General features: G+C 62.4%; 27 protein-coding genes and 2 pseudogenes. 14 read left to right on the forward strand and 15 right to left on the reverse strand.

All coding sequences use genetic code 11. The annotated features are described in order from the left end of the window. Nucleotides 1–149 precede the first annotated feature (149 nt). The gene (locus tag IVB36_RS08210) at nt 150–1,049 is read right to left on the reverse strand and encodes an SMP-30/gluconolactonase/LRE family protein (RefSeq protein WP_247391174.1); all 900 of its coding nucleotides are present in this window, start codon (nt 1,047–1,049) and stop codon (nt 150–152) included. A 199-nt stretch (nt 1,050–1,248) separates the two neighbouring features. Here IVB36_RS08210 and IVB36_RS08215 point away from each other — a divergent pair, with 199 nt between their 5' ends. Then, nucleotides 1,249–2,274, forward strand: a complete 1,026-nt coding sequence (locus tag IVB36_RS08215; RefSeq protein WP_247391175.1) for an aldo/keto reductase — start codon at nt 1,249–1,251, stop codon at nt 2,272–2,274. Nucleotides 2,275–2,463: 189 nt separating this feature from the next. Here the strand turns inward: IVB36_RS08215 and IVB36_RS08220 are convergent, their stop codons facing one another. Continuing rightward, entirely contained in the window at nt 2,464–3,267 is an 804-nt protein-coding gene (locus IVB36_RS08220; RefSeq protein ID WP_204510883.1) for a DeoR/GlpR family DNA-binding transcription regulator, read from the reverse strand. Between the two features lie 233 nt (nt 3,268–3,500). On the opposite strand from IVB36_RS08220, the gene IVB36_RS08225 reads away from it, so the two are divergent. The 5 genes from IVB36_RS08225 to IVB36_RS08245 are packed head-to-tail and all read left to right on the forward strand — an operon-like array spanning nt 3,501 to nt 8,443. After that, the gene (locus tag IVB36_RS08225; RefSeq protein ID WP_247391186.1) at nt 3,501–4,520 is read left to right on the forward strand and encodes an ABC transporter ATP-binding protein; all 1,020 of its coding nucleotides are present in this window, start codon (nt 3,501–3,503) and stop codon (nt 4,518–4,520) included. A 58-nt stretch (nt 4,521–4,578) separates the two neighbouring features. Next, the gene (locus tag IVB36_RS08230) at nt 4,579–5,832 is read left to right on the forward strand and encodes an ABC transporter substrate-binding protein (protein ID WP_247391433.1); all 1,254 of its coding nucleotides are present in this window, start codon (nt 4,579–4,581) and stop codon (nt 5,830–5,832) included. A 45-nt stretch (nt 5,833–5,877) separates the two neighbouring features. Next, nucleotides 5,878–6,798, forward strand: coding sequence for a sugar ABC transporter permease (locus IVB36_RS08235; protein WP_247391436.1), 921 nt, complete (start codon nt 5,878–5,880; stop codon nt 6,796–6,798). Beyond that, nucleotides 6,795–7,604: a carbohydrate ABC transporter permease gene (locus IVB36_RS08240; protein WP_085352716.1), complete on the forward strand. Its 810-nt coding sequence runs from the start codon at nt 6,795–6,797 to the stop codon at nt 7,602–7,604. The genes IVB36_RS08235 and IVB36_RS08240 overlap by 4 nt, the downstream gene beginning before the upstream one ends. Continuing rightward, a complete protein-coding gene (locus tag IVB36_RS08245) occupies nt 7,604–8,443 on the forward strand; it encodes an endonuclease/exonuclease/phosphatase family protein (RefSeq protein WP_247391188.1) in 840 nt (279 codons plus the stop codon). The genes IVB36_RS08240 and IVB36_RS08245 overlap by 1 nt, the downstream gene beginning before the upstream one ends. Nucleotides 8,444–8,816: 373 nt before the next feature. On the opposite strand, the gene IVB36_RS08250 is transcribed toward IVB36_RS08245, so the two are convergent. After that, nucleotides 8,817–9,920: a DNA topoisomerase IB gene (locus IVB36_RS08250; protein WP_247391190.1), complete on the reverse strand. Its 1,104-nt coding sequence runs from the start codon at nt 9,918–9,920 to the stop codon at nt 8,817–8,819. 131 nt (nt 9,921–10,051) lie between these two features. Continuing rightward, on the reverse strand, nt 10,052–10,177 hold the full coding sequence (locus IVB36_RS40120) for a hypothetical protein (protein WP_256467241.1): 126 nt from the start codon (nt 10,175–10,177) through the stop codon (nt 10,052–10,054). Here IVB36_RS40120 and IVB36_RS08255 point away from each other — a divergent pair. Next, nucleotides 10,176–11,000 carry a ribonuclease HII gene (locus IVB36_RS08255; protein WP_247391191.1) on the forward strand — a complete coding sequence of 275 codons (825 nt, stop codon included), beginning with the start codon at nt 10,176–10,178 and terminating at the stop codon, nt 10,998–11,000. The two genes, IVB36_RS40120 and IVB36_RS08255, sit on opposite strands and share 2 nt — an antisense overlap. Nucleotides 11,001–11,031: 31 nt before the next feature. Here IVB36_RS08255 and IVB36_RS08260 read toward each other — a convergent pair. From IVB36_RS08260 to IVB36_RS08275, 4 genes and pseudogenes are all read right to left on the reverse strand, one after another. Next, a pseudogene (locus IVB36_RS08260) lies at nt 11,032–11,605 on the reverse strand (DNA ligase); the annotation flags it as partial. Between the two features lie 191 nt (nt 11,606–11,796). Then, nucleotides 11,797–12,135, reverse strand: coding sequence for a hypothetical protein (locus tag IVB36_RS08265; RefSeq protein ID WP_018459400.1), 339 nt, complete (start codon nt 12,133–12,135; stop codon nt 11,797–11,799). A 64-nt stretch (nt 12,136–12,199) separates the two neighbouring features. Further along, nucleotides 12,200–12,463, reverse strand: a complete 264-nt coding sequence (locus tag IVB36_RS08270; RefSeq protein WP_018459399.1) for a GlsB/YeaQ/YmgE family stress response membrane protein — start codon at nt 12,461–12,463, stop codon at nt 12,200–12,202. Nucleotides 12,464–12,487: 24 nt separating this feature from the next. Further along, on the reverse strand, nt 12,488–12,946 hold the full coding sequence (locus IVB36_RS08275) for a YidB family protein (protein ID WP_026233798.1): 459 nt from the start codon (nt 12,944–12,946) through the stop codon (nt 12,488–12,490). A 372-nt stretch (nt 12,947–13,318) separates the two neighbouring features. On the opposite strand from IVB36_RS08275, the pseudogene IVB36_RS08280 reads away from it, so the two are divergent. Both IVB36_RS08280 and dusA read left to right on the forward strand, forming a co-directional pair. Next, nucleotides 13,319–13,408, forward strand: a pseudogene (locus IVB36_RS08280) (DUF3606 domain-containing protein); the annotation flags it as partial. Nucleotides 13,409–13,607: 199 nt separating this feature from the next. Then, nucleotides 13,608–14,603, forward strand: coding sequence for a tRNA dihydrouridine(20/20a) synthase DusA (gene dusA / locus IVB36_RS08285; RefSeq protein ID WP_256467242.1), 996 nt, complete (start codon nt 13,608–13,610; stop codon nt 14,601–14,603). 33 nt (nt 14,604–14,636) lie between these two features. Here the strand turns inward: dusA and IVB36_RS08290 are convergent, their stop codons facing one another. From IVB36_RS08290 to IVB36_RS08310, 5 genes are all read right to left on the reverse strand, one after another. After that, nucleotides 14,637–15,191 carry a TIGR02281 family clan AA aspartic protease gene (locus tag IVB36_RS08290; protein WP_085385588.1) on the reverse strand — a complete coding sequence of 185 codons (555 nt, stop codon included), beginning with the start codon at nt 15,189–15,191 and terminating at the stop codon, nt 14,637–14,639. 28 nt (nt 15,192–15,219) lie between these two features. After that, nucleotides 15,220–15,423 (reverse strand): DUF1289 domain-containing protein, encoded by a 204-nt coding sequence (locus tag IVB36_RS08295; RefSeq protein WP_085385590.1) that lies wholly within the window; start codon nt 15,421–15,423, stop codon nt 15,220–15,222. A 44-nt stretch (nt 15,424–15,467) separates the two neighbouring features. Then, entirely contained in the window at nt 15,468–17,063 is a 1,596-nt protein-coding gene (locus IVB36_RS08300) for a HAMP domain-containing sensor histidine kinase (RefSeq protein ID WP_018459393.1), read from the reverse strand. A 137-nt stretch (nt 17,064–17,200) separates the two neighbouring features. Beyond that, a complete protein-coding gene (gene nhaD / locus IVB36_RS08305; RefSeq protein WP_018459392.1) occupies nt 17,201–18,478 on the reverse strand; it encodes a sodium:proton antiporter NhaD in 1,278 nt (425 codons plus the stop codon). A gap of 22 nt (nt 18,479–18,500) precedes the next feature. Beyond that, the gene (locus IVB36_RS08310; protein ID WP_026233796.1) at nt 18,501–19,373 is read right to left on the reverse strand and encodes an NAD(P)-dependent oxidoreductase; all 873 of its coding nucleotides are present in this window, start codon (nt 19,371–19,373) and stop codon (nt 18,501–18,503) included. Between the two features lie 182 nt (nt 19,374–19,555). On the opposite strand from IVB36_RS08310, the gene IVB36_RS08315 reads away from it, so the two are divergent. The 4 genes from IVB36_RS08315 to IVB36_RS08330 all read left to right on the forward strand — a co-directional run bounded on the left by IVB36_RS08315 (nt 19,556) and on the right by IVB36_RS08330 (nt 23,249). Next, nucleotides 19,556–19,993 (forward strand): VOC family protein, encoded by a 438-nt coding sequence (locus IVB36_RS08315; protein WP_027517244.1) that lies wholly within the window; start codon nt 19,556–19,558, stop codon nt 19,991–19,993. A gap of 53 nt (nt 19,994–20,046) precedes the next feature. Further along, nucleotides 20,047–21,189, forward strand: a complete 1,143-nt coding sequence (locus IVB36_RS08320) for an Mrp/NBP35 family ATP-binding protein (protein ID WP_247391192.1) — start codon at nt 20,047–20,049, stop codon at nt 21,187–21,189. A gap of 218 nt (nt 21,190–21,407) precedes the next feature. Further along, entirely contained in the window at nt 21,408–22,499 is a 1,092-nt protein-coding gene (locus tag IVB36_RS08325; RefSeq protein WP_018459388.1) for a TRAP transporter substrate-binding protein, read from the forward strand. Between the two features lie 405 nt (nt 22,500–22,904). Further along, on the forward strand, nt 22,905–23,249 hold the full coding sequence (locus IVB36_RS08330; RefSeq protein WP_085353024.1) for a hypothetical protein: 345 nt from the start codon (nt 22,905–22,907) through the stop codon (nt 23,247–23,249). A gap of 57 nt (nt 23,250–23,306) precedes the next feature. On the opposite strand, the gene IVB36_RS08335 is transcribed toward IVB36_RS08330, so the two are convergent. Next, nucleotides 23,307–24,287 carry a sensor histidine kinase gene (locus IVB36_RS08335; RefSeq protein WP_247391440.1) on the reverse strand — a complete coding sequence of 327 codons (981 nt, stop codon included), beginning with the start codon at nt 24,285–24,287 and terminating at the stop codon, nt 23,307–23,309. 227 nt (nt 24,288–24,514) lie between these two features. Next, on the reverse strand, nt 24,515–25,561 hold the full coding sequence (locus IVB36_RS08340) for an alpha/beta hydrolase (RefSeq protein ID WP_204510888.1): 1,047 nt from the start codon (nt 25,559–25,561) through the stop codon (nt 24,515–24,517). Between the two features lie 306 nt (nt 25,562–25,867). On the opposite strand from IVB36_RS08340, the gene IVB36_RS08345 reads away from it, so the two are divergent. Beyond that, the gene (locus tag IVB36_RS08345) at nt 25,868–26,542 is read left to right on the forward strand and encodes a response regulator transcription factor (RefSeq protein ID WP_027569404.1); all 675 of its coding nucleotides are present in this window, start codon (nt 25,868–25,870) and stop codon (nt 26,540–26,542) included. Nucleotide 26,543 lies beyond the last annotated feature (1 nt).

Genomic DNA, 26,543 nt, shown 5'->3' on the forward strand with positions numbered 1-26,543 from the left:
CGCGAGCTCAGAGACCGGCAAGTTCGGATCGCGCGCTATCGAGGAACTTGAATCCGATCTGCAGGGCGACGAGGGCACCGACGGCCGGCGAAAGCGCGGTCAGAACGGCTGAGGATGGCGCCGCACGCCGCCCCGCGCCGCCTTTTCCCTTACACGACCGCGCGCGTATTGAGGAAGATCGAATACAGCGATGTCTGTCCGCAAATGTAGAGACGGTTGCGCTGCGGACCGCCGAAACAGACATTCGCCACGATCTCGCCGATGGGAATGGTGCCGATATGTGTCCCGTCGGCTGCGTAGCAGAACAAGCTCCGTCCCGCCGACGTCCAAACGTTGCCATGGATGTCGCAGCGAAATCCGTCGTAGAGGCCGTCGGGGCAGGTGGAAAACAGCGAGGGCTCAGCGACCTTGTTTCCCTGGACCTTGTAGGACCAGATCGTCGCGGGCAGCCCGTCGACGTGGGTCGCGCCGGTATCGGCGACATAAAGCAGCTTCTCGTCTGGCGAGAACGCCAGCCCGTTCGGCTGCATGCGGTCAGAGACGACGAGGCTGATCTCGCCGCCCGCTGGATCGATCCGATACACGTGGGAGGCGCCAATCTCGGATTTGGTCTGCTGGCCCTCGTAATCGCTGTCGATGCCGTATGTCGGATCCGAAAACCAGATCGAGCCGTCCGATTTCACCACGACATCGTTGGGCGAGTTCAGCCGACGCCCTTCGAACTGCTCGGCAAGCACCGTGATGGAGCCGTCATGCTCGGTCCGGGTGACGCGGCGCATGAAGTGCTCGCAAGTGACGAGCCGCCCCTCGTGATCGGTCGTGTTGCCGTTCGAGTTGAAGCTCGGCGAGCGGAACACCGACACCGATGAATCCGTCTCGTCGAAGCGCATCATCCGGTTGTTCGGAATGTCGGACCAGATCAAATAGCGGCCGGCCGGAAAGTAAGCGGGTCCTTCGGCCCAGCGGCAGCCGCTGGTGAGTTTTTCGAGATTGGCGTGACCAAAGACCAGGCGAGCAAAGCGTGCGTCGTGCGTAACATAGGGGAGCATCGTTCCTCCTCGTTGCCGCAGGCCGTGAAGTGCCCGCGTGCCGGTTCCGCTTTTCTTAGCAACCCGAATGTATGAGCGGAATAGTCTTGTACGAGACCCGTAATCCTCGCGTTGACACCTGACGGCAAATACATACGCTGCGCGTCGCTGCAATGAGACTAGCGCGGATCGAGGCGCGGAGAAGGAAGAGCAATCCACCATGGTTTCGCAATCGGCTTTGCCGCGCCGCACACTTGGCCGGACCGGTCTCGAAGTTTCCATCCTCGGGTTCGGAACCGCACCGTTCGGCGATCTCTTTCTCGAGCTCGACGACCACACTGCAATTGCCGCAGCGAGCCGTGCCTTCGAGCTCGGCATCAATCTGCTCGATACATCGCCGCACTATGGCAACGGCCTGTCGGAGCATCGCTGCGGAACGGCGCTCCGGCGCGTGCCGCGCAAGGATGTGGTGCTTTGCACAAAAACTGGTCGCTGGATGGATCCGTTTCACCAGCCGGAGACTCGGTCCGGATTTATTGGTGGACAGCCGCACCGAGCCGTCGTCGACTATTCCTATGATGGCACCATGCGCTCGGTCGAGCAGTCGCTGTTGCGGCTTGGCACCGACCGGATCGACCTGTTGCTGATCCATGATGTCGAGGTGTGGACCCACGGTAAGGACGCGATCGAGGATCGGTTTCGCGAAGCGATGTCCGGGGCCTATGTAGCGCTGGACAAACTTCGTTCCGAAGGTGTGGTCGCGGGCATCGGGATCGGCGTCAACGAGGCGGAGATGTGCGTGCGCTTTGCGCAGGCCGGGTCCTTCGAGGTGATGCTGCTCGCCGGGCGTTATTCGCTGCTGGAGCAGCCAGCACTCGAGGAGTTCATGCCGCTGGCGCTGAAGCAGGGCATCGCGGTGCTGCTTGGCGGCGTGTTCAATTCGGGGATTCTGGCGACGGGCGCCATCAAGGGCGCCAAGTACAATTATCAAGACGCACCGCCGCAGATCCTTTCGAAGGTTGCTGAGATCCAGCGTATCTGCGCAGCTCATGACGTAGCGCTGCCGACGGCCGCTCTACATTTTGCGCTGGGTCATCCCGCGGTCGCGAGCGTGGTTCTCGGGGCGCATAATGCGCAGGAGGTCGAGCGCAATGTGGCAGCGCTGACCACCACAGTGCCGGGCGCGCTCTGGAGCGATCTCAAGGCCGCGTCCCTGCTGGAATCGGAAGCGCCTGTTCCGAGGTAGACCGGATGAACACGCTTGAATTGGTTCAAGCCGAGGGCTCGGATCACCGGGAAAACAGCTCCCCACCGCTCGAGCTCGCCCCCGTAGGTGCGCGGCACGTGGGACTGGCTCAGTGCCGATTGCGGCGCGGATTGTCGGCCGTGCGTTGAAGTCCGCGATCGATCTGAGCAAGGGAGTCTATGTTGTCCGCTAGGTATGGCCAAGGCGTTCGAAATCTGCGCGGGCGTCGCGGGCCGTGTGGATCAGACCGCCATACCTGTCCGCGATTGGCTTAAACGATCCAGGCAATCGATCATCGATGACGAGATGGTGGCAGTCGTCGAGATGGCCGCCCCGGACCGTCGCATTGCGACCGAACTTGGTGATGTCGGCCACTAGCACGGACGTTCGCGAATTGGCCACAATGGATTGACGCGCCTTGACTTCATCGGCATGGAAATCGAGCAGCGTGCCGTCCTCATCAATCCCCCCGACACCGAATATACCAAAGTCGGCGCGGAAACCCGCGAAGAAGCGCGCAGCCGACTCGCCAATGATATCGCGATCGAGTTGCCGCAGCGTGCCGCCCGCGATGCTGATCTCCACGTCCGGATTGTGCGCGAATGCTGCGGCCACGTTCAGGCTGTTGGTGATCACCCGCAGATCCCGACGGCGGGAGAGCGCCTGCGCGACGTATTCGGGCGTCGTGCCAAGTCCGATCATCAGTGACGTCCCGTCAGGGATGAGGTTGGCGGTCGCGTGCGCGATCCGCCGTTTCGCGCTGGCGTTTAACCTGTGCCTGCTGCCATAGGCGAGGTTCTGGTTCTGGACCGGGAGGCCGACCCCGCCATGCACCCGCCGGAGCAGGCCCTGGTCGCAGAGTGCATTCACGAGGCGGCGAATGGTCTGCTGAGTGACATCGAAACGCACCGCGAGCTGCTCGATGGAGGCGAAGCCTTGCTCGCGCACGATCTCTAGTATGTGGGTCTGACGGGTCGTGGCGGTCCTGAGCATAGGCCCTCCGTTCTCAACGAAAGTATCATTTGAACTCCAAGGACGCAATTTTCTGGTTTCATATGGCGTTACGCTATGTTCAAATGAACATCGTGGTGGCTACGCCGACGAATGCGCGTGGCACGAGGGAGGGCGCATGGACCGGTCTGTCTGCGGTGAGCGGCCTTGCATGGGTCCGTTGCAGCGAGCCGTCGCCAGCGGCGTAGCCGCATCACGGTGAGAGCGAACAGGCCATGTCAGCGATCACGCTGAGTCATGTCTCCAAGTTCTGGGGCGCGATGCGCGCCGTCGATGACGTCAGTCTGACAGCGAACGAGGGCTCGCTACTTGTGCTGCTGGGACCGTCCGGCTGCGGTAAGTCGACCACGCTGCGGCTGATCGCCGGGCTTGAGGATGCTGATGCCGGTACGATCGCCATCGGCGGCGTCGACGTGACCCATCTGACCCCGGCGCAGCGGAATATCTCCATGGTCTTCCAGTCCTATGCGCTGTTTCCGCATTTGAGCGTAGCCGAGAACATCGTCTTCGGACTGCGTGTGCGTCGCGTGTCGCGCGCGGAACGAGACGAGCGGCTCCGGCGTGTGGCCGAGATTGTTGGCCTTGCGCATCTGCTTGAACGCAAGCCGTCGCAGCTATCTGGCGGCCAGCGCCAGCGGGTTGCACTGGGACGAGCCATCATTGCGGAAGCGCGGGTCTGCCTCATGGACGAGCCGCTTTCAAATCTGGACGCCAAGCTGCGGCATGAGATGCGGACGGAGATCCGCGCCCTGCAACAGCGGCTCGGAATGACGATGGTCTACGTGACCCACGATCAGACCGAAGCCATGACGATGGCGGATCGCGTCGTGCTGATGCGCGATGGTCGTATCGAGCAGAATGGCACACCAGAGGAGCTATATAACCGGCCGGCGACGGCATTCACGGCGCGGTTCATCGGCACGCCGCCGATGAACCTGTTGCGCCAGGGTGATCATCTCATCGGCATCCGGCCGGAGCATATCCGCATCGTGTCGGGCGGGGACCGTTTTGCGCGCGTCAGGGCGATCGAGCATCTTGGGGCCGACAGCATCGTTCTGTGCGAGGTCGATGGTCAGCCCATCTCGGTGCGGCTCGAAGGTTTCAGCAAGGTTCGGCCAGGCGAGGATGTCCGGATCGCGTGGGAACCCGGGCTCGAGCATCGGTTCGATTCAAGTTCGGAAACTCGCTTGGAGACCATCGTCACAGAGGGCCAGCGGGCGATATCCGGTCGATAGCAGCGGCTGTTTCAAACGCAGTAACGAAGGAGATTGTCCCATGTTTGCGCGACGAACGATGTTGATGGCAGCGGCGTTTGCCGTACTCTCGATGGCTGCACGCCCGGCCGCCGCGGTGGATCTGACCATGTACTATCCGGTCGCGGTCGGCGGTCCCGTCACCAAGATCATCGACGACATGGTCTCGCGCTTCGAGAAGGACAATCCCGACATCAAGATGATGGCGGTCTATGCCGGCAACTACACGGATACGATGACCAAGGCGATGACCGCCATGAAGGGCGGGCAGCCGCCGCAACTGTCGGTGTTGCTGTCGACCGACGTGTTCACGCTGATGGACGAGAACGCGATCGTGCCGTTTGACGATCTCGTCGGCGACAAGGCCTGGTTCAAGGAGTTCTATCCGGCGTTCATGGCGAACGGGCAGATCGACGGCAAGACCTGGAGCGTGCCGTTCCAGCGTTCGACCATCGTGCTGTACTGGAACAAGGACGCCTTCAAGGAGGCGGGCCTTGATCCCGAGAAGGCGCCGGCGTCCTGGGACGAAATGGTCGAGATGTCGAAGAAGCTGGTCAAGAAGGATGGCGGCAACACGACGCGCTGGGGCATCGAAATTCCCTCGACCGGATATGCCTACTGGATGCTGCAGGCGCTGGCGATCGAGAACGGGCAGAAGATGATGAACGAGCCCGGCAACGAGGTCTATCTGACCGCTCCGAAGACGGTCGCTGCCCTCGAGTACTGGGTCGACCTGTCGCGCAAGCACAACGTCGCCCCGGCCGGCAGCATCGATTGGGCGACGCTGCGCAACGATTTCCTCGAAGGCAAGACGGCGATGATGTGGCACACCACCGGCAATCTGACGGCGGTCAAGGACGCCGCGAAATTCCAGTTCGGTGTGGCCATGCTGCCGGCCAGGGAGCGGCGCGGATCACCGACCGGCGGCGGCAATTTCTACATCTTCAAGAGTGCGTCTCCCGAACAGCAGAAGGCGGCCGTCAAGTTCATTCAATGGATCACGGCTCCGGATCGCGCGGCCGAATGGAGCATGAAGACCGGCTACGTGGCAGTGTCGCCGGCCGCCTACAAGACGCCGACGATGGAGGCCTACGCAAAGGCCTTCCCGCAGGCCACAGTTGCGCGCGATCAGCTGGAGCATGCGGTGCCGGAGCTCTCCGTTCATGAGAACGGCCGCATCTACAAGTTCGTCGGAGATGCCGTGCAGGCCGCAATCACGGGCGCGCAGAAGCCGCAGGAGGCGCTGGCCGCCGCGCAACAGCAGTCCGACCGCGTCTTGCGCGCCTACAAATAGGGACGTGGCGGGATGGCGCGCCACCGCCATCCCGCCGGCTCACAGATGTCCGACTCCATGGTCTCATCGCCAATAGCCCCGCGCCGTGCCCGATCGCAAGCGTGGTGGAACACCGTGAATGCCTGGCTGCTGCTGCTGCCGGCGGCCGTCCTGCTACTCGCATTCACGCACTTTCCGATTCTGGCGACGATCCGGCATTCGCTGTTCGTCACGCGCCGCAATGGCACGGAGGCCTTCGTCGGGCTTGACAGCTATCGGTCCATGGCGGCCGATCCGATCTTCTGGAAGGCGCTGGTCAATAATTTCTGGTTCGCGCTCGGCACGATCCCGACCTCGATTGCCCTGGCCCTGGTGATGGCGATCTGGGTCAATCGCAACATACGCGGCCGCGGCTTTCTGCGACTGGCCTATTTCACGCCGACCGTGCTGCCGTTGATCGCCGTCGCCAATATCTGGCTGTTCTTCTACACGCCGGATTATGGGTTGCTGGATCAGTTGCGCGGCCTTTTCGGTCTCGGTGGCTGGAACTGGCTGGGCGATCCCTCGACGGTGATGAGCTGTCTGATCGTGATGGTGATCTGGAAGGAGGCCGGCTTCTTCATGATCTTCTACCTGGCGGCGCTGCAGCAGCTCTCGCCGGACCTCGAAGAGGCCGCGTCCATCGAAGGCGCGAGCCGGTGGTACACGTTCCGCCGGATCACGTTCCCATTGCTGATGCCGACCACGTTGTTCGTGGCGATCAACGCAGTCATCAACTCCTTCAAGTTGGTGGACCATCTGGTCATCATGACCAAGGGCGGTCCGAACAACGCCAGCACGCTGCTGCTCTACTACATTTATGAAGTTGCCTTCACCTTCCAAGATTCCTCTTACGCGGCAACGCTGACGGTTGTGCTTCTGATGCTGCTAAGCTCGGTTGCGCTGATCAAGTTCGGTTATCTCGATCGCAGGATCCACTATCAATGAGAGGCCGGACACGCCCCATTGAGGCCGTCGCAGCATGGCTCCTGGCTTTGATCTGGCTTGCCCCATTGGCCTATGCCTTTTGGAGCGCGCTGCATCCGGCCGCTTACGCCACGTCGTTCAGCCTGTCCGCGCCCTGGACGCTGGAGAATTTTGCCCGGGCCTGGAACCAGGCGCCGTTCGCTCGGTACTATCTCAACACGGTGGTGCTGGTGACGCTGATCCTGGTTGGTCAGCTCATCCTGTCGACGCTGGCCGCCTATGCCTTTGCGCGCTTCAGGTTCAGGGGCAGCGGCATCGCTTTCGCCCTCGTTCTGCTCCAGCTGATGATCATGCCCGACGTCCTGATCGTCGAGAACTACCGCGCGATCGCCAAGCTGGGACTGCTCGATACGATCCCTGCGATCGCGCTGCCCTATCTCGCGAGCGCCTTCGGCATCTTCCTGCTGCGGCAGACCTTCAAGGGGGTGCCCCAGGAGTTGGTCGAAGCCGCGCGGGTCGAGGGAGCGGGTCCGCTCGGAATCCTGTGGCGGGTCTATGTCCCGCTGGCTCGCCCGACCTATGTCGCCTTTGGCCTCGTCTCCGTCAGCTATCACTGGAACAATTTCCTGTGGCCGTTGATCGTCACGAATTCGGTGGAAGCGCGGCCGCTCACCGTGGGGCTTGCCGTGTTCGGCGCGCCTGAGACCGGCGTGGATTGGTCAGTGATCACGGCGGCAACCGTGATGACGATGGCGCCGCTGCTGATCGCGTTTCTGCTGTTCCAGCGTCAGTTCGTCCAGTCATTCATGCGTGCAGGCATCCGTTAATGAGACTTCTCACCTGGAACATACAGTGCGGAAAGGGCTGCGACGGCGTGACCGATCTGGCAAGGATCGTTGCCGTCGCTCGACAGACGCTCGATGCGGACGTGTTCTGCTTCCAGGAGGTGAGCGCGAACTTCTCGAGATTTGGTGATGGAGCGGATCAGAGCGAACAGCTGGCAGCCCTTTTGCCCGGCTACTCCGCAATATTCCGGCCCGCGATCGAAACTGTCGATCCTGATGGCAACCTCCATCGCTTCGGTAACATGACGCTGTCGAGGTTGCCGGTGCTGCAGATTGCAAACCATCTGCTGCCATGGCCCGCCGCAGCCGCGGTGCGGAGCATGCGCCGTCACGCCCTGGAGGTGACGGTTCAGGCCTCGTTTGGCGTGGTCCGCGTCGTCAACACGCATCTCGAGTTCCATTCGGCCGGCCAGCGCGAGGCACAGATCGCTCGCCTGCTGGATTTGCAGGAGGACGCGTCAATGAGTCCGAAGCAGGCCGGCTCCCGGCACGATGAGCCGTATGAAAGTCAGACCGTCGCGGCGTCGAGCCTGCTGTGTGGTGATTTCAATTTTGACGTTGCCGACCCTCAGCACGCATTGATTGCCCGATCTGGCCGGCCTGGTCTGGCGTATCGGGATGCATGGACCGCCGATCGTCCCGGCCGCGCGCGTGCGCCGACTTGCGGAATCTACGACCGCGCGCAGTGGGCCGAGGGGCCCGACTGCCGCGACTTCATTTTCGTGACGGAAGATTTGACCGGCTACGTTCGCAGCATCGAGGTCAACGAAGCGACGGATGCATCCGATCACCAACCCATTGCAATCGAACTTTCGGAATAGAGGAATAGAGGAATAGAGGAGCTACTAAAAAGCTGTCGTTGCAAGGGGGGCTTCCTCGGTCTACGTCGCGATACGTCTGAACTCGGTCAAACAAGAAAGAATGGCACGCCACGATGAACGCGACGGCGGCTGACCTCAAAGCCGCGCCTGAATTTATGCACTCTGGCAGGTGGGCCAACACGTGATTGATTCAGAAGGCGTCCAATGCCCTTTTACGTTTGGCCGAGATTAGAAAGCGCGAAGGCGGCAAGCAAGCCGACAATAACAAGCACGCCGGCCAGCTTCTGTTCGCCTTCGACAGCTTCCGGCACCTGCCGAGGCGTGCGCGCAGGCATCGAGGAGGACGCGGGCGTCCGGAGACTGGTACGCGAGGCTAGGCGGGCGCCTTCAGAGAATTGAGACGCTTGCGGAGAAATGCCAGCACCACGATCTCGTCGGGAGTGAGCTTGGCGTACTGGCGCTTGAACTTCTGCGCGATCTTGGCATCAATCATCTTCACGAGGTCACCAGACATGTAGGCGTTCAGGACTTCCGGGTGCACGTAGCACTTGCGGCAGATCGCCGGTGTGTTGCCGAGCTGCTTCGAGACGCTTTCGATGGCGGCGACGACGTTGCGCTTCGCCTCGGCCTGGCTATCGTACTTCTTGAATTCGGTCAGGGCCAACGCCGCCAGAACCGTTCCCGCCCAAGTCCGAAAATCCTTGGCACTGAAGTCCTCGCCCGTGATATCCTTGATGTAGGCGTTGACGTCGCCGGAATCGACGGTGCGGGGCTGTCCGTCGTCGTCCAGGTACTTGAAGAGCTCGTGTCCGGGGATCTCCGCGCAGCGCTTCACGATCGCGGCTATCCGCTTGTCCTCGACGCGAAGCTTCCACTGTTTGCCCGATTTGCCCGTAAAGTCGAACCGAAGGACGCCGCGCCCGACCGCGACGTGCTTGCGGCGCATAGTGGTGAGCCCGTAGGACTTGTTTTTCTCGGCATACTCGGCGTTGCCGACCCGGATCAACGTCTTCTCCAGAAGACTGGCGATCGTGGCCAGCACCTTCTCGCGGGGCAGTCCGTCCCGCCTCATGTCGGCGGCGACCCGCTCCCGCAGCGCTGGCAGCGCGGCCGCGAACTGGATGATGTGCTCGTACTTGTTCTGGTCGCGCAACTCGCGCCATTTTGCGTGGTAGCGGTACTGCTTGCGGCCCCGCGCATCGAGCCCGGTTGCCTGGATGTGGCCGTTCGAAGACGGGCAGATCCACACGGATTCGTAGGCCGGCGGGATGCCGATTGATTTGATGCGTCGGATGACGGCGGCATCGGTGATGCGCTTGCCGTCCTTGTCGTAGTAGCTGAAAGTGGTTCCAGTCCGCTTGCGCGTGTACCCCGGCGCGGAGTCGCTGACATACCGGAGGCCTTCTTCCGCGATGGTGGCCGCGACCCCGGCGGTGCGGTCCAGAACCTCTTCTTCGTTGCTGGTTTGTCGGAGCATGGGCCGGTCCCCTCGGAAGCACCCTGGGATCGAGGCTCCACTCATTCTAAAGGGATGAAGACACCGGTTGGTTCCGCTCGGAGGTCGGTGGACGCGAGGTGTGGATCAGTGGCCTCCAGAACAGCGGGACCTCAGATGGAGAGCCGGTCCGGTTCTTTCGACAAGGCGCTGCCGATGACGGCATGGTCTAGCTTCAGACAATCGCCACAAATTTCACCGACACGCTTCCCGCAGTCAATCTTCAGGAAGGCCGCCATGTCCCAGTATTCACTCGATGAATTGCGGCGGCGCTATGTCGTCGAGAAAAGACCCCTCGAGGCCAGCGTCGAGCAGGTCTTACGGGCCGACGCCCGCGCGGGAGCCCGTGCCATCCTGGCTTCCATCGATAAACGGCGCTCCGAAAACAGGTCCGAAGGGCAGCGCCTGCGAAAGATGCTCCGCTTCGAGACCTCTCTCTGGACAAGCGGCCATCATATTGTGGCAGGCGTGGACGAGGCGGGAATGAGCCCTCTCGCCGGGCCAGTCTCCGCCGGCGCCGTGATCCTGAAACCCGGCACGCGGATAATCGGAATTGACGACTCGAAAAAACTCGATGCCGCCGCTCGCGAAGAACTCGCGAAGGAGATCAAGGAAAAGGCAGAGAGTTGGTGCGTGGCATTCGTCGAGGTCGAGGAGATCGACGCGATCAACATCTATTGGGCAGGCATCCAAGCGATGCAGCGTGCGGTCCGGGGGCTAGGGTTGGCGCCGCAGCACTTGCTGATCGACGCGAAGCGGTTGAAGGAAATCGAGATCCCTCAGCAGTCCATCATTAAAGGCGACGCCAAGTCCGCCAGCATCGCCGCCGCCTCCATCCTCGCGAAAGTCGAGCGCGACAGCATAATGCGGACGCTCGATGTGCGTCACCCCGGCTACGGATTCGCGGATCACAAGGGCTACCCGGTGCCGGCTCATTATCAGGCGCTCGCCAGGCTTGGTGCATGCGCAGCTCACCGGAGGTCGTTCGGACCAGTACGCAAGGCCCTCGGACTGCCGCCCCTGCCGCCGTGGCCTTCGGCATCCGAGCGCACCGCTGGTTGAACTCCTGGGGTCCACGTTTCGTCTCGGCGTACTATTTTCGCGGCCATTTCTTTTCGCGAACCACGTCCTTGGCCAATTTGTCCGACCTCAGGCCATAGACTGGCTGGCGCAGCTCGCCCTTGCTGGTCCATTCCGCTAATTTCACTTCCGCGACCAACGAAGGATGCACCCAGGTCGTGACCCGCTCATCCTTTACTTTGGCCGGGGAAGGGCGACTTGGCTGTCTTGAGCCTCACGAGCTTGTTGTGAAGCTCTTCGAGAACTTGGTGGCTGAAGCCGGTGCCGACGTGGCCGTGTACCGCCATGCATCGTCGTCGCGTACCGCCAGCACGAGGGCGCCGAAGAAGGGCCGGGTTCGCCTCGGCGCCGTGAAGCCGGCGATCACTACCTCCTGCCGCTGTGCGGTCTTTACCTCAGCCAATCGGCGGTCCGGCGTCCGGACGCGTACAGGCTGTCGGCGCGCTTGGCCATGACGCCTTCGAGATGTCTCAGATCGGCTTCTCTGCAAAGAATTTTGTGCCGCTGCCCTTGGGGTGCTTGCTGAACGCGGTCAGCTTGTGGCGCGGCAGGAGGGCCTTGAGCCGCTTCTTGCGCTCGAGAAGCGGCAGCGCCCATTCTCGCCTACAGTTCGGCCGACATCGTCAGCCCGCAGGTCCGTCAGGGCGACATTGATGCGTGCACCTATAATCGTCAGCAGGCCAAAGGTCAGCGCGGGGCGAGAACAATAAAGGCAGGGGCGATGAAAGCGCAGCTGCAACATTCGTTTGCGGATGCGCCTGTTCGAAACGTTCAGACGTCACGTTTTCGGACTTGGCTGAAGCATAGGTGCGGCTTGAGGAGTTTGGGGAGGTGTCGGATTGCTCTGCTGCTGAAGCGCCGCGGGGTCGCCGCCCGCATGAGGAACGCACGTACCGATGTTGCTGAGCAGGCGTTTGGCCTGGAGGTCGCGCACCTTCGTGTATTCGCGTCTTCGCTCGATATTCGCGGCGGCCCATCGGTCCCAGACCTCGAAGGCGTCGGTATAATGTTTCCGCATCTGCTCCTCGGCGGCAAGGCAATCGGCGAACTTGTCGAACACCAGGTCGGTGTTGACCGGGGTCATGCCTCCTACCAGGACAACGAGCATCCATTTCATCTTGCCGATCGCCTTTCACACCGGGCGAATTCTCCGCTGACGCGCAGAATTCCGTGCACTGTGGTTAGATGGCCCGACGGCTGCGACCGGCTACAAAACCGTAGACGAAAAGCACGATGATGGCGCCTACCACTGCCCCCACTAGTCCTGCGCCTTCTCCTGGCCGGTACCAGCCGAGAGATTGGCCAAGATAGGTCGCAACGAACGCGCCCACTATTCCCAGGATGGTGGTCAGGATGAAACCCGAGGGCTCGTTGTCGCCGGGCATGATGAACTTCGCGATGACGCCTGCGATGAAACCGATGATGATCGTCCAGATGATGCTCATGTCTCTCCCTCGATCGCTGTGGTGTTATCCCGCCGATGAAGCCGGAAGACGTCCATCAGGCGTGTATTTGTCCACGGCAGTCGGAAGCTCTCGGGACAAACGGTCGAGAATCTCCTGCTGCGACAAGCCGGTCTGCTGCTCCAGTTTTTGAAGGACGTCCGGACCGATAGCCTGCTGGAGTTCGGGCGGGGTGACTTCGCGGTTCGGCCCCTGATTGATCCAGGATTGAGCCACATCGCCTTGCCCGTTCTGCCTGAAGTGCTCGAGCAATTCGCCGATCCCGCCGTTCAGCAGCGAACCCACGCCTCCGGTGCCCGCTAGGCCGCCAAGGCTGCCGAGCATGCCGCTCAGGGAATCCTTGGCACCCGCCGGCTGGCCGGAGGTCGCATTGCGAAACATGTCCGCCAGCTTGTCCCGATTTTGATACCCCGCGATTGCGAGCATACCCAAGAGGGCGGTCATCGATGGCATTCCGCGGCTCATTTTCGGCTCCTGAGTTCAACGATCGGCAACCAACCTACGCTGGGCTGAGAAGTTCCAAGTTTTCCCGAGCCGTGGGTTTTGGAAAGGAGGATCTAGAGAAGCATCTGCAAGAAAACGGGAGCGGGCTCCGGGCGAAAGTCCGGAGCAAACCAGCTCGCGCGACGTGCGCCAAACGGCCGCTTTGCTCATGCGGCGCGACGAAGCCTTCGTGCAGGCGGTCGAGGAAATGAAAATGGAAAAGCCCACCAAGTTGGAGCCGCGATGCTGCGTCGCTCGCGTTCGTTCGGCCTCACGCTCGCAACAGCTTCTTTGAAGGAACTCGCGATTCCTTGAAGCGTCGCACCGCGATGAGTTTCGCGGACGGAGGAGCAGATGGCAGCGAAGAAGAAGACCGCAGGGGGACGCAAACAAGATCGCGCCCGCGTGGCTAACGGCCAAGACTACGAAGTGCGATACGATTCCTCCTGACTTGAACGCGCCAGCTGCCCGACTGGAGCTTCTTAAAGGTCGGCACCGCGTGTGCGCTCCACCCGGATTTCATGTGCGCTAGTGTGCACCGGGAGATCAAACGCGGTACAAACGTGTGCAATTTTGGCTAGTTTGGAGTGCACACGTGTGCAGTTGTTCCTGCTCTAGTCCATTGTAAGGATAGGATAACTACTTGGAATATCGAGAATATCGCTTTTCCGTGGCGCCCATGATGGATTGGACCGACCGGCATTGCCGGGTGTTCCACCGTCACCTGACGAGGCGGGCGCTGCTCTATACGGAGATGCTGACCACTGGCGCCATCATTCATGGTGACCGGAAGCGGCTGCTTGGGTTCGATCTGGTCGAGCACCCGGTCGCGCTTCAACTCGGCGGGTCGGACCCACGCGAGCTGGCGCTGGCGGCGCGGATCGGCGAGGAGTTCGGTTATGACGAAATCAACCTCAACGTCGGCTGCCCCTCCGACCGCGTGAAGGACGGCCGTTTCGGCGCTTGCCTGATGGCAGAGCCTGATCTCGTGGCGAGGTGCGTCGAGGCGATGAAGGGTGCGGTGGCCGTGCCCGTGACCGTGAAGTGCCGCATCGGGATTGACGACCAGGATCCGGAAGTCGCGCTCGACAACCTTGCGCACGCAGTCGTTGACTCCGGCTGCGAGGCGCTGATCGTACATGCCCGGAAAGCATGGCTCAGCGGTTTGTCACCGAAGGAGAATCGCGACATCCCGCCGCTCGACTATGATCGCGTCTATCGCCTCAAGCGCGCGATGCCGGATGTGCCTGTCATCATCAACGGCGGCATCCCCGGTGTCGACGAGGCAAGGGCACATCTCAATCACGTTGACGGCGCGATGCTTGGACGAGCCGCCTATCAGGAGCCTTGGCGGCTGCTCTCGGTCGATACCGACATTTTCGGCCAGGCGGCGCCGCATGCCTCGATGCAGGATGCGCTCGAAGCGATGATGCCCTACATCGAACAGCAGCTCGCGCGCGGCACGAGGCTGCACTCTATGACGAGGCATTTCGTCGGCGCATTCCACGCCGTCCCCGGCGCGCGCGCCTTCCGCCGCCATCTTGCCGAGCAGGGGGTGAAGCCGAGCGCTGGCCTCGAGGTGCTACGCGAAGCGATTGCGCGTGTCGGTGCGCGCGCACCGGCGGAGGCGGCGGCCTAGCCGTAATCGCATGACGAGCCGGATTGCAAGAGTCTAGTCGACTGCCAGGCGCGAGCGGCGGCGACTGGTCTGGAGCTCCGGATACCCGGTGAGCATCAGCCTGTCGGCGCGCACGCCCCAGCTCTCCAGGCGATCGAGGAAGCTCATGCCGAGCAGATTGGTCTTCATCTGCCCGCGCTGCACGACGAGGGCTGGCACCGATTTCTCGACGAGGTGACCGACGGAGAGGCGGTCGATCGTGAGGCGGGCCGCCTTGGTGTGACCGCCCGCGGTTTCGAGATCGACGTCGTATTCGAGCATCTCGAGCGGCAGCCCGATCGCCTTCGCGGTTTCCCAGGTCAGCACCACCGAGGTCGCGCCGGTGTCAATGACCATCGGTGCGGCCACGCCGTTGATCTTCGCGCGCAGCGCGAATTCGCCGCCCTGGCCGCGCGGAATCTGCACGGCGGGCGCGGGCGCTGCGGTCTGCGTGCGAAAGATATGCGAGACCTTGCTGCTCGCGCGCGCGATCTGGTCGGAATCGCCATAGGCGACGACGGCACCGGCCGTGCAGGCGAGCATGATGAGAACGAGCAGGGACCGGATCATTGCGCATCTCCAGATGCGCGCCGACCGATCAGGTGTGTTTCGGCGATCCCGCGATGGGCGGAAGTCCAGCCTGATTCATGCGCGCCGGCAACAGCGCCATGACCGTGAGGCGTTCCGCGCTCTCCATGGCGTGCCAGCGCGCGATCTCCGGCAATGTGCGTCCGCAGCCGAAGCACAGCCTGGTCTTGGGATCGATCATGCAGACGGCCACGCAAGGCGTTTCTTTGCTCATTGGGGCATAGTGGCGGATGGTCGGGCATGTCTGCAAGCACCTCGTTACGAGCCCGTACCTGCGCTCATGATCGGCTTGCGGCGGGGCCGGCGCTTCTCGTCCGCCACCGCGGAACTCTCGGGTTGGAGCGGCGGAGAATCATCCGACATCGGCGCCAGCGCGCTCATCACGCGCTCGGGCGGGAAGGTGACGATCACTTCGGTGCCGATGCGCAGCTTCGATTTCAGCGTGAACGTACCGCCATGCAGGTCGACCAGATTCTTGGCGATCGGCAGGCCGAGACCGGCGCCCTGTTCGGCCGACTTGATGGAATTGGAGCCTTGGCCGAACGAGGCGAGCACGACCGGGATCTCGTCCTCGGGAATCCCGGAGCCGGTGTCCTTCACCGAGAGATATTGTCCGCCTGAGGCCGTCCAGCCGGCCTTGAGCCAGATCTCGCCGCCCTGCGGAGTGAACTTGATCGAGTTGGAGAGCAGATTGAGCACGACCTGGCGGATCGCGCGCTCGTCGGCCCACAGCCGCGGCATTGCCTGCTCGAACACCTCGTGGATGGTGATGCCACGGCTCGAGGCGCGCAGCTTCATCAAATGATGGCAGTCGGCGACGATGCCGACCAGCGAGACCGCTTCCTCGTTGAGCTCGTAGCGGCCAGCCTCGATCCGCGACAGATCGAGGATCTCGTTGATGAGGTTGAGCAGGTGGACGCCGGAATTGTGGATGTCGGCCGAGTACTCCTTGTAGACCGGCACGGCATGCGCGCCGAAAATCTCGCTCTTCATCACTTCCGAGAAGCCGAGGATTGCATTGAGCGGCGTCCGCAGTTCGTGGCTCATCTGCGCCAGAAAGCGCGACTTGGCCACATTGGCGGATTCGGCGCGGTGGCGCGCTTCGTCCGAGATCGCCTTGGCTTGTTCGAGCTCGCCGATCAGCGCGTCCTTCTCGGCCCGCGCCTCGAGCGTGGCGAAGGTCGAAGAGTGCAGGCGGTGAGCCAGCAACACGAAATAGCCTTCGGCGGCGACGGCGAGCGCGGCCAGGATGTAATTATCCAGCGAGCCGGTCATCACGAAGCTCAGCGCCATCGCGACCGCGACCGGTGCGGTGGCGGCGAGGGCGGCGATCGGCAGATTGGCGGCCAGCATGCTTGATACTGCGATCACCAGCAGCATCAGGAACATCATCAGCGTTTCCGTGATCATGTCGAGCACGGGATGGATCAGGATCGCCATCCAGCAAAGGCCATAGAGCAGGTCGAGCACGACGAAACGCGTCTGCCATGCGCGCGTTGCCGCGGGCGAGGCGGGCTCGGCCAGGAAGCGGTGGCAGCTGCGGATCATTGCGGCATGAATGCAAAGCATGCCGGCGGTCCAGGCCGCGGCCGGGATCGGCTGCATCCACAGCCCAAACAGCACGCCTGTCGCGACCACAAGCAGCATCACGACATAGGAGGCCGACAGCCGCGTCTGGGCGTACTGGCGCAGCATTTCGGCATCGAAAGCCGGCCGGGTTCCACTGGTCGACGTCAACTTATCGCGCGCCTCGCGCACCCGCTGTGCCGCAGCCCGGCGATGGCTCGCCGACGGCACGCTCACCGGCTCGGCCGGAAGCTGCACAACCTCGGGCTTTTCAGCGGGTTTACTCATCGCACAACAACAATTCCTGCCCGCGCGGGACGGGCCTTCTGCATTGTCTATCTCTGGCAAGAAATCCTTAAGAGGTGACTTAAGGAGCTAAAGAATTACGTTAACCCGGCGTTAATTTTGGATCCGGCGTGAGCCGCTCAATGCAGCGCCGCGTGCTGCGCGATGTACACCACGGCGCCCGCCAGATAGCCGGCGAGCGCGGGAACGGCGATGCGGCGGGCGTACCAGAGGAACTCGATGCGCTCGAGCCCCATGGCGGCGACGCCTGCGGCCGAGCCGATGATCAGGATCGAGCCGCCGGTTCCGGCGCAATAGGCGATGAACTCCCAGATGAAGCTGTCGGGTGGATAATGCGCGAGGTCGTACATGCCCATCGTCGCGGCGACCAGCGGCACGTTGTCGATGACAGCACTGAGCAGGCCGAGCACGATGACGATGATGTCCTGTCGGCCGATCGCGGTGTCCAGCCATTTGGCCACCATGGAGAGCAGGCCGGCATGTTCGAGGCAGGCGACCGCGAGCAAGATGCCGAGGAAGAATACGATCGAGCCCATGTCGATCCGCGTCAGCGCATTCGCAAGCGTGAGGGGACCGCGGACATGCTCATCCTTTTTGCGATGAACGATCTCGCCGACCAACCACACGATGCCAAGCCCGAGCAGGACGCCCATGAAGGGCGGCAGGTGCGTGACCGTCTTGAAGGCGGGCACCGCGATCAGTACGCCGAGTCCGAGATAGAACATCACGTTCCGCTCGAACGGATCGACGCCCTGCAATCCGTCCTCTTTCGGCGGTGGTGCGATGGTCTTGCCCTTGAGTGAAAAGCTGATGAATGCGAGCGGCACCAGCAGGTTGAGCAAGGAGGGCAGGAACACCGCGCTCATGATTTTCAGGGGCGAAATCTGTCCGCCGATCCACAGCATGGTCGTGGTGACGTCGCCGATCACGGTCCATGCGCCGCCGGCATTTGCGGCGATGACGATGAGGGAGGCGAACAGCAAGCGGTCGTCGCGCTTGGCGATCAGCCGCTGGATCAGCGAGACCATGACGATGGTGGTGGTCAGATTGTCGAGGATTGCACTGAGGAAGAAGGTAACGAAGCCAATCAGCCATATCAGACGGACCTGGCTGGTCGTGCTGATGCGGGAGGTGATGACCTCGAAACCGTCATGGGCGTCGATGACCTCGACGATGGTCATCGCGCCAACCAGGAAGAACACGATCTGCGCGGTGGCAGCGACGGACTCGTCAAGCTGACGGCCGACCAGCGTGTGGTCGCCGGTCGCGAGCGCGTAGATTGTCCAGAGCACGCCCGCGCCGAGTAGCGCAGACGCGCTCTTGTTCACCCCGATAGGATGCTCGAGCGCGATCGCCGCATAGGCGAGGATGAAGATTGCGGCGAGTGCGGTCAGCAAGGCAGGATCACTTCGTGAGGTGTCAGCGATTCAGGCGCGCGAGCAGGCTCGATGTATCCCAGCGCTTGCCGCCCATCTTCTCGACCTCGGCGTAGAACTGGTCGACGAGCGCGGTCACCGGCAGATTGGCGCCATTGCGACGGGCTTCGGCCAGCGAGATCGAGAGATCCTTGCGCATCCATTCGACCGCGAAGCCGAAATCGTATTTGTCCTCGTTCATGGTCTTGTAGCGGTTCTCCATCTGCCAGGACTGCGCGGCGCCCTTGGAGATGGTTTCGATCACGGCGGCGACGTCAAGGCCACTTTTCTTGGCGAAGTGAATACCCTCGGAGAGGCCCTGGACGAGGCCGGCGATGCAGATCTGGTTGACCATTTTGGTCAGCTGGCCGGAGCCGGCGGGCCCCAGCAATTTGCACATCCGCGCATAGGCGCCTGTGATGATCGGCTCGGCGCCGGCATAGGCGTCCTGCGCGCCGCCGCACATCACCGTCAGCACGCCGTTCTCGGCGCCGGCCTGGCCGCCGGACACGGGTGCGTCGATGAACTTGAAGCCGGCCTTGGTCGCGGCCGCATCGAGCTCACGCGCGACCTCGGCGGATGCGGTGGTGTGGTCGACGAAGGTTGCACCCTTCTTCATGCCGGCAAACGCGCCGTCGGCACCGATCGTGACCGCGCGCAGATCGTTATCGTTGCCGACGCAGCACATCACGAAATCCTGGCCCTCGGCCGCGGCCTTCGGGGTCGCCGCGGTCTTGCCGCCGAACTTGTCCGCCCACTCCTTCGCCTTGGCCGCGGTGCGGTTATAGACGGTGACCTCATGGCCCCCTTTTTTCACGAGGTGTCCGGCCATGGGGAAGCCCATCACGCCGAGACCGAGGAAAGCGACTTTAGCCATCTGTAGTACCTTGTCCGTAGTTTGGGTTTTACGGTTCTTGCCGGGCGAGGGCCGTCCGGTTCCGCCATTGCGGCAGATCGGGCGCACCATAAACCCTTGAGGCCGGAGGGCAACGGGTTCGTTTGGCCCCCGCCTGTGTTAGGATGGCGGACCTAAGGACTTCAAAAAAAGGGAGCGAAGGCATGGGCGGCGTAAGCGTGGGCGTGCTCGATCATTTCAATATCCGGACCCGGAATCTGGCCGAAACCGTCCGCTTCTACGAGGACGTGCTGGGCCTGGAAAAAGGCGCCCGGCCGAATTTCGCCTTCCCCGGCGCCTGGATGTACAGCGAGGGAAAGCCGGTGGTGCACCTCGTCGATATTTCTCCGACTGCCGAGCCACAAAAGCCGGATTCCGGCGTTGTCCACCACGTCGCCTTCGCCAGCCGCGGGTTTGACGGCATGAAGCAGCGGCTGGCCTCAAAGGGGATGAAGTTCGACTCCCGCCAAGTGCCCGGCGGTGAGCTCTGGCAGATCTTCGTCCACGACCCCAACGGGGTCATGATCGAGCTCAACTACGAGGCGGCCCTGGAGCAGGGGGCCGCGCCCGCCGAGATGGCTGACGATATCGGCAGGCAGTAGCCTTTTGGGCGTTTCCGCTCTAATGGGGCATCTTGAATTCTAGGAGATGCGCTTTGAGCGTGACGCAGCAACAGGTTCTCGACAGCCTCGCCAGGATCAAGTCGCCCCGCGGGGTCGCGCTCACCAATGCCAATGTGCTGAGCGCGATCAGCGCGGCCGACGGCAAGGTGTTCTTCTCGATCAATGTCGAAGCCGCCGAAGCGCGAGCCTGGGAATCCGTCCGGGCCGAGGCCGAGGCCGCGGTGCGCGCCATTCCCGGCGTCACCACCGTCATGGTGGCGCTGACCGCCGAGCGGAAGGCCGGCGCGGCGCCGCCACCGCCGCCAACTCCCAGCCGCGGCACGCCGGGCGTGCAGCCCGTCCACGCCCACAAGCCGCCGCCGCAGGGCGGCGCCCAATCGCCGATGGCGCGGCAGTCCGAGATTCCGGGCGTCGCGGCCGTGATCGCGGTCGCCTCGGGCAAGGGCGGTGTCGGCAAATCCACCACCGCGCTCAACCTGGCACTCGGTCTGCGCGATCTCGGCCTCAAGGTCGGGCTGCTCGATGCCGACATCTACGGCCCATCGGTGCCGCGGCTGACGGGCCTGCATGAGAAGCCGGAGCTGAACGACGAGCGCAAGATGATTCCGCTCAAGCGCTTTGGCCTGGCCATCATGTCGATCGGCTTCCTGGTGGAGGAAGAGACCGCGATGATCTGGCGCGGGCCGATGGTGATGTCGGCAGTGACGCAGATGCTGCGCGACGTCGTATGGGGCCAGCTCGATGTGCTCGTCGTCGACATGCCGCCAGGCACCGGCGATGCCCAGCTCACGCTGGCGCAGAACGTCCCTTTGAAGGGCGCCGTGATCGTCTCGACCCCGCAGGACCTGTCGCTGATCGACGCAAGGCGGGGGCTTGCGATGTTCAAGAAGGTCAACGTGCCCGTGCTCGGCATCGTCGAGAACATGAGCTATTTCCAGTGCCCGCAATGCGGCACGAAATCCGACATTTTCGGCCATGGCGGCGCGCGCCGCGAGGCCGAGAAGCTCGGGGTACCATTCCTGGGCGAGATCCCCCTGCACATGGCGATTCGCGCCACCTCGGATGCGGGCACGCCCGTGGTGGACAGCGAGCCGGATGGTCCCCATGCGGCGATCTACCGCGCCATTGCGGGACAGGTGCGGGACCAGCTCAAGGGCGTCATCGCCGCGGCCTAAGCGGATCCAAGCCGATCCCTTGAAACCAATACCTTGGGGACATGCGACTTTCGTAGAGCCCTGTCATGCCAATGTCGCGTTTCGAAAGCGGGGCTTCCGTGTTAAAGGCCCACGGCAGTCAAGCCCCTTCGGTTCGACGCGGCCCAAGAACGCGTCGCCGGAATGAGCGGCAGCAAAGAGGAAGTTAGGGGAAACGCCCCAACAAGGAGAGACTGAAGATGAAGCGTCGTGATTTCCTGAAAGTGTCGGCAGCCGGCGCGGCGGCGACCGCCGCGGTGGCCTCGCCGGCGATCGCGCAGTCCTCGCCCGAGATCAAGTGGCGCCTGACGTCGAGCTTCCCGAAGTCGCTCGACACCATCTATGGCGGTGCCGAGCAGATGGCGAAGTACGTCGCCGAGATGACCGACAACAAGTTTCAGATTCAGGTCTTCCAGGCGGGTGAAATCGTCCCGGGCCTGCAGGCGCTGGATGCGACCCAGAAGGGCACCGTCGAGATGTGCCACACGGTGTCGTACTATTACGTCGGCAAAGACCCGACCTTCGCGATTTTCGCGTCGGTGCCTTTCGGGCTGAATGCACGCCAGCAGAATTCCTGGCTGTACCAAGGCGGCGGGAACGAGCTCGCCAACGAGTTCTTCAAGAAGACGAACGTGGTGGGCTTCCCCTGCGGCAACACCGGCACCCAGATGGGCGGCTGGTTCCGCAAGGAGATCAAGACCGTTGCCGACCTGTCGGGCCTGAAGATGCGCATCGGCGGCATTGCCGGCCAGGTGCTTCAGAAGGTCGGCGTGGTGCCGCAGCAGCTCGCCGGCGGCGACATCTATCCGTCGCTCGAGAAGGGCACCATCGACGCGGCCGAATGGGTCGGTCCCTACGATGACGAGAAGCTCGGCTTCGCCAAGGTCGCTAAGTACTACTACTACCCGGGCTTCTGGGAAGGCGGTCCGACCGTTCACGCCTTCGCCAACATCGACAAGTGGAACGAGCTGCCGAAGAACTATCAGGCGATCCTCACCAACGCGACCGTCAACACCAACACCTGGATGGCCGCGCGCTACGACATGGTGAACCCCGGCGCGCTGAAGCGTCTGGTCGCCGGCGGAACGCAGCTTCGCCCGTTCACCAATGAGGTTCTGGAAGCCTGCCTCAAGGCGACCAACGAATTGTGGGGCGAGATCTCGGCCAAGAATCCCGACTTCAAGAAGTCGATCGACGCCATGCAGGCCTACCGCTCCGACGAATATCTGTGGTGGCAGGTCGCCGAATACACCTACGACAGCTTCATGATCCGCTCGCGCACCCGCGGCTGATCTTCGAGCAAGTCGCAAGACGACACGCCCGGTCTCGTTCGCGAGGCCGGGCTTTTCTTTGGGGCGACGCGATCGGAATAGGCGAGCGGATATCGGCGAGCGGCGGTGTCGCCGGGGGACGGGCGGGGCCTCCAACAAAAAATCTGAAAAACAACCCCATGCACAGTAGACGAGGGGTGAGAGGACAAGGCGTTGCGAGTGTAGCCAACAGCTTGATGCGATGGGCTAATTGGCAGGCACGCCCGAGCATCGCGCGGTCGAGGGCAACTTCGTATTTTTGGGCGTCAAAGCGGGCAGGCGCGCGTGCTTCAGCGAGATCGTTTGACTCGTCGGGCAAAACAGTGGCATAAAGGCATTATCGCAAAATCCGAAATGAGCGCCTCGGCGGCTGGCCTGGGGTTGATGATGAGCTTCGATCCCGATGAGGTTCAAAGCGCGCTGCGCAAGGCCTGGTCGTTGGCAACCGCCAGTCAATGGACGGCGAGCAATCCGGCGGCGGGGCAATGCAACGTCACCTCGCTGCTGATCCACGAGCTCTTCGGCGGCGAGTTGCTGAGGACGCCGCTGCCGGCCGGCGACCATTTTTACAATCGCATCGGTGGTCGGCGGTACGACTTTACGGCCAGCCAGTTCGATCAGCCGATTGCTTACAGGGATTTACCTGCAAGCCGTGCCGATGTGGAATTGGGAGCGACAAGCGATGAACTGGCCGAACTCAGAGAGGCTTTTCAGGAGCGTCGTACGAAGTAAAGCCAAGGGCCAATCGCAGACGGGTGACAGGAGTGGGCGCGGGAAATCAGCTCAACATCAATTCGCAAGACGGTCTTTGCTCATGCGCAGGATGACCACCACACCCTCTTCCGACCAGTCAAAAGTTATAGTCCCGCCAAGCTGGGCGGCCATACTTCGGTGCACCAACTGGCTTCCAAAGCCTTCGAGCTTTGTTGGAGCGACAACGGGGGGACCACCCCGCTCCGTCCACTTGACCACGACCTCGTCCTCGTGAGCGTTGCACGATACGTCCAGGGTGCCACTTGAAAGGGACAGCGCACCGTATTTCGCAGAGTTGGTTGCCAGTTCATGCATCACCAAGGCGAGTGCTGTGCTGGAAGCCTCTCCCACGTTCATCTTGGGGACCGAGACACGAATACGAACGCTGGCTCCTTCCTCATCGTACGGCGCAAGCAGAACAGAGATGAGGTCTCCGAGAAGCGTCCCTTCTCTATTTCGTCCCGGTACCGGGCGCACAAGGTCCTGAGCACGTCCAAGAGCCATCAGGCGACTGGTCAGCTCCTGGGCCATATCCCCTTTTGATGCTGCCGAGCGTGAGCTCATTTGCGTCAGCGCCGTTGCGACGGTGAGAAGGTTTTTCAGCCGGTGGCTCATCTCGCCCGCCAGGAGCTCGTTGGCTTCCTCGGCTTGCTTGCGTTGGGTGACGTCCAGGAAAATACCGAACATCGTTCGATCCGCGATGTCGGCATCGTCGCCCTGGCCCCGCGCGGAAATCCAACGGATATCGCTGCCGGTCAGAATACGAAAATCTATCTCGTAAGAGCCTACGACTGCGCGAGTAGCGGCAAATGCCGATCTCACCCTCTCAAGATCGGCGGGGTGGATGTTCTTGGACAGTATCTCGAACGTAATTTTCTGCTCGCCCTTGGGCACCTCCCAAAGGTCGTACGCGGGTTCATCCATGGTGATGGCGTCGGTATCAACGTTCCAGGACCATAGAGCGACACCGGCGGCGCGAGTGGCAGCCCGGAGGTGCTTTTCGTGCCACAAGGGCATCGTCACCTGGCTAGGAACCATTGTGCTTCGTTTTCCCGCTTTATCTGACCAATCGGCACCTCGGCCAACGGGCGATCGACAGATACCATACCCGGTCGAAAAGGTCTCCGTTCGACCGAGAGGGCGGGTTGAAGTGTGGTCCCGCGCCCGAGTTGGCTCAGAAGCGATCCTCCGCAAACGAGCCGTGAGGTTCGCCGACGGCGATCAGCGGCGTTGTTCGTGAGCGATTACGCGTTGCTTCGCGAAACGCCTGGGCCTTCCCGTCCATGGGTCAACACGGCCTCGGCAGCAGCTTCGTCGATGGCCGCCATCACATCAGCGGTTGCGGAATGATGAATCATGTGTCCCGCTCCGTCGATCCGGTGCAATTTGCTCTGCTTGACCTCGCCATGCAGCCTGACCGACTGCTTGATATCGATCAGACGATCGTTCTGGCCCGCGATAATGATCGTCGGCATCTTGAGTTCTGCATAAGTCTTCGAACCTGAGAATGCGGCGGAGATCAACATCGTCGCTTCGGCCGCTGTGGCCCGCATCTGTGATGGGCGCAACGCCATTTCTTTCGGAAAGCCGGCGAACTTGTTCGGGACCGGCCGGGGGCCAAACAGCTTGCGCAACATCGCGGGCCACATCATCCGACCGGCTAGCGGCGAAATCGTGGAGCTGATGACGTCCCCGACCACCGGTAGGGCGGACAGCACCGACGCCGCGCTGTCCGCGCGGGGAGTCGGGAAATAATAGCCCGAGGCCAATACGAGAGCCTGCACGAACGAAGGATGTCTTGTCGCCAGCGCAACCGCAACCGACGCTCCCCATGAATGGCCAAGGACAATCGCTTGAGAGACGCCCAACTGATCGAGGGCCTTCTTGAACAGGTCCGCCTGGGCATCCGGAGTCCAGACGACGTGCCTTGGCCGCGAGCTATGCCCAAAACCGGGACGATCGAACACTATGACCCTGTAGTTCTCGGCTGCGAGATCGATCAATCCACTCGAGACGAAATCCTGGACCATGCTGCCATTGCCGTGAAACAAGACTAGCGGCTTGCCTCTGCCGCGTTCCAAATAGTGCAGGCGAACCCCCTCGACGTCGATGAACCGACCCTGCGGAGGATTATCGCGTTGCGCTTTGTTCGCGAGCCGCCGGTTTATGATTGCGGTAGCCGCAACGAGGGTACCTGCGGCAGCAAACGCGGCGGCGCCTGGATGTCGCGTGATGGCGCCCAAGCAATCGGATAGAAGGGAGCTGGAACGTGTTCGTCGTGCAAGGCGCATGTGCATTACCTTAGGTGGTCTGCACGACGCCCCATCAAATGAGAAATGTTGCAGCTGAGTTGAACGGTTCGCGGGGGTGTTCGTTCCTCGGCAGGGCCGACGGCGGCGGGGCCCAAGGAGGTAAATTTCCGGGCCATCCGCGACCTCATCCGCTCGTGCCCGGACTGGCTTACAGGAACCTGACGGAAGGGAGCGGCCGGCCCGCCGGGTGCTTTTTCGCTGGCCGAGATGCCCCGGATGATGGAAGACAGCGAAGATGCGGCGGAAGCCGTGCGGTGACACCGGAACATCCCGCGGGAAAATGCGATGCGCCTTCTGATCGTCGAGGACAATGCCGAGCTGTCGCGGCTCGTTGCCGGCGGGCTGTCGGCGGCCGGTTATGAGAGCGACATCGTCGGCAGCGTCGCTGAAGCGCGCGAGGCGGTCAGCAGCGTCAGCTATGCCGCGATGATCCTGGACCTCGGACTGCCCGACGGCGATGGCCTGTCGGTGCTGCGCGAGCTGCGCCGGCAGATGGAGCCGTTGCCGGTGCTGGTGCTGACCGCGCGCGGCGGCTTGCAGGATCGCGTCAGCGGCCTGCGCAGCGGCGCCGACGACTATCTCGCCAAACCGTTCGCGATGGAGGAGCTGGTGGCGCGACTGGAGGCGATCCTGCGCCGTCCGGGCCAGTTGCTCGGCCGCTCGCTGCGCCTTGCCAACCTCGTCTATGACACCGAAAGCCGCCAGATCTTCGTCGACGACCAGCCGCGCATCATCTCCGCGCGCGAGACCTCGGTGCTTGAGATCCTGCTGCGTCGGCAGGGGCGGGTGGTACCGAAGAAGAACGTCGAGGACCACATCTTCGGCCTCGACGGCGAGGTCGCCTCCAACGCGGTCGAGGTCTACGTCTCGCGGCTGCGCAAGCAGCTCGCCGAGCATGGCGCCAAGGTCGTGATCCACACCATCCGTGGCGTCGGCTATCTCATGGCCGAGGAGAAATAGC

The organism is Bradyrhizobium sp. 35 (genome assembly GCF_023073215.1).
GTDB classification, from domain to species: Bacteria; Pseudomonadota; Alphaproteobacteria; order Rhizobiales; family Xanthobacteraceae; genus Bradyrhizobium; species Bradyrhizobium canariense_D.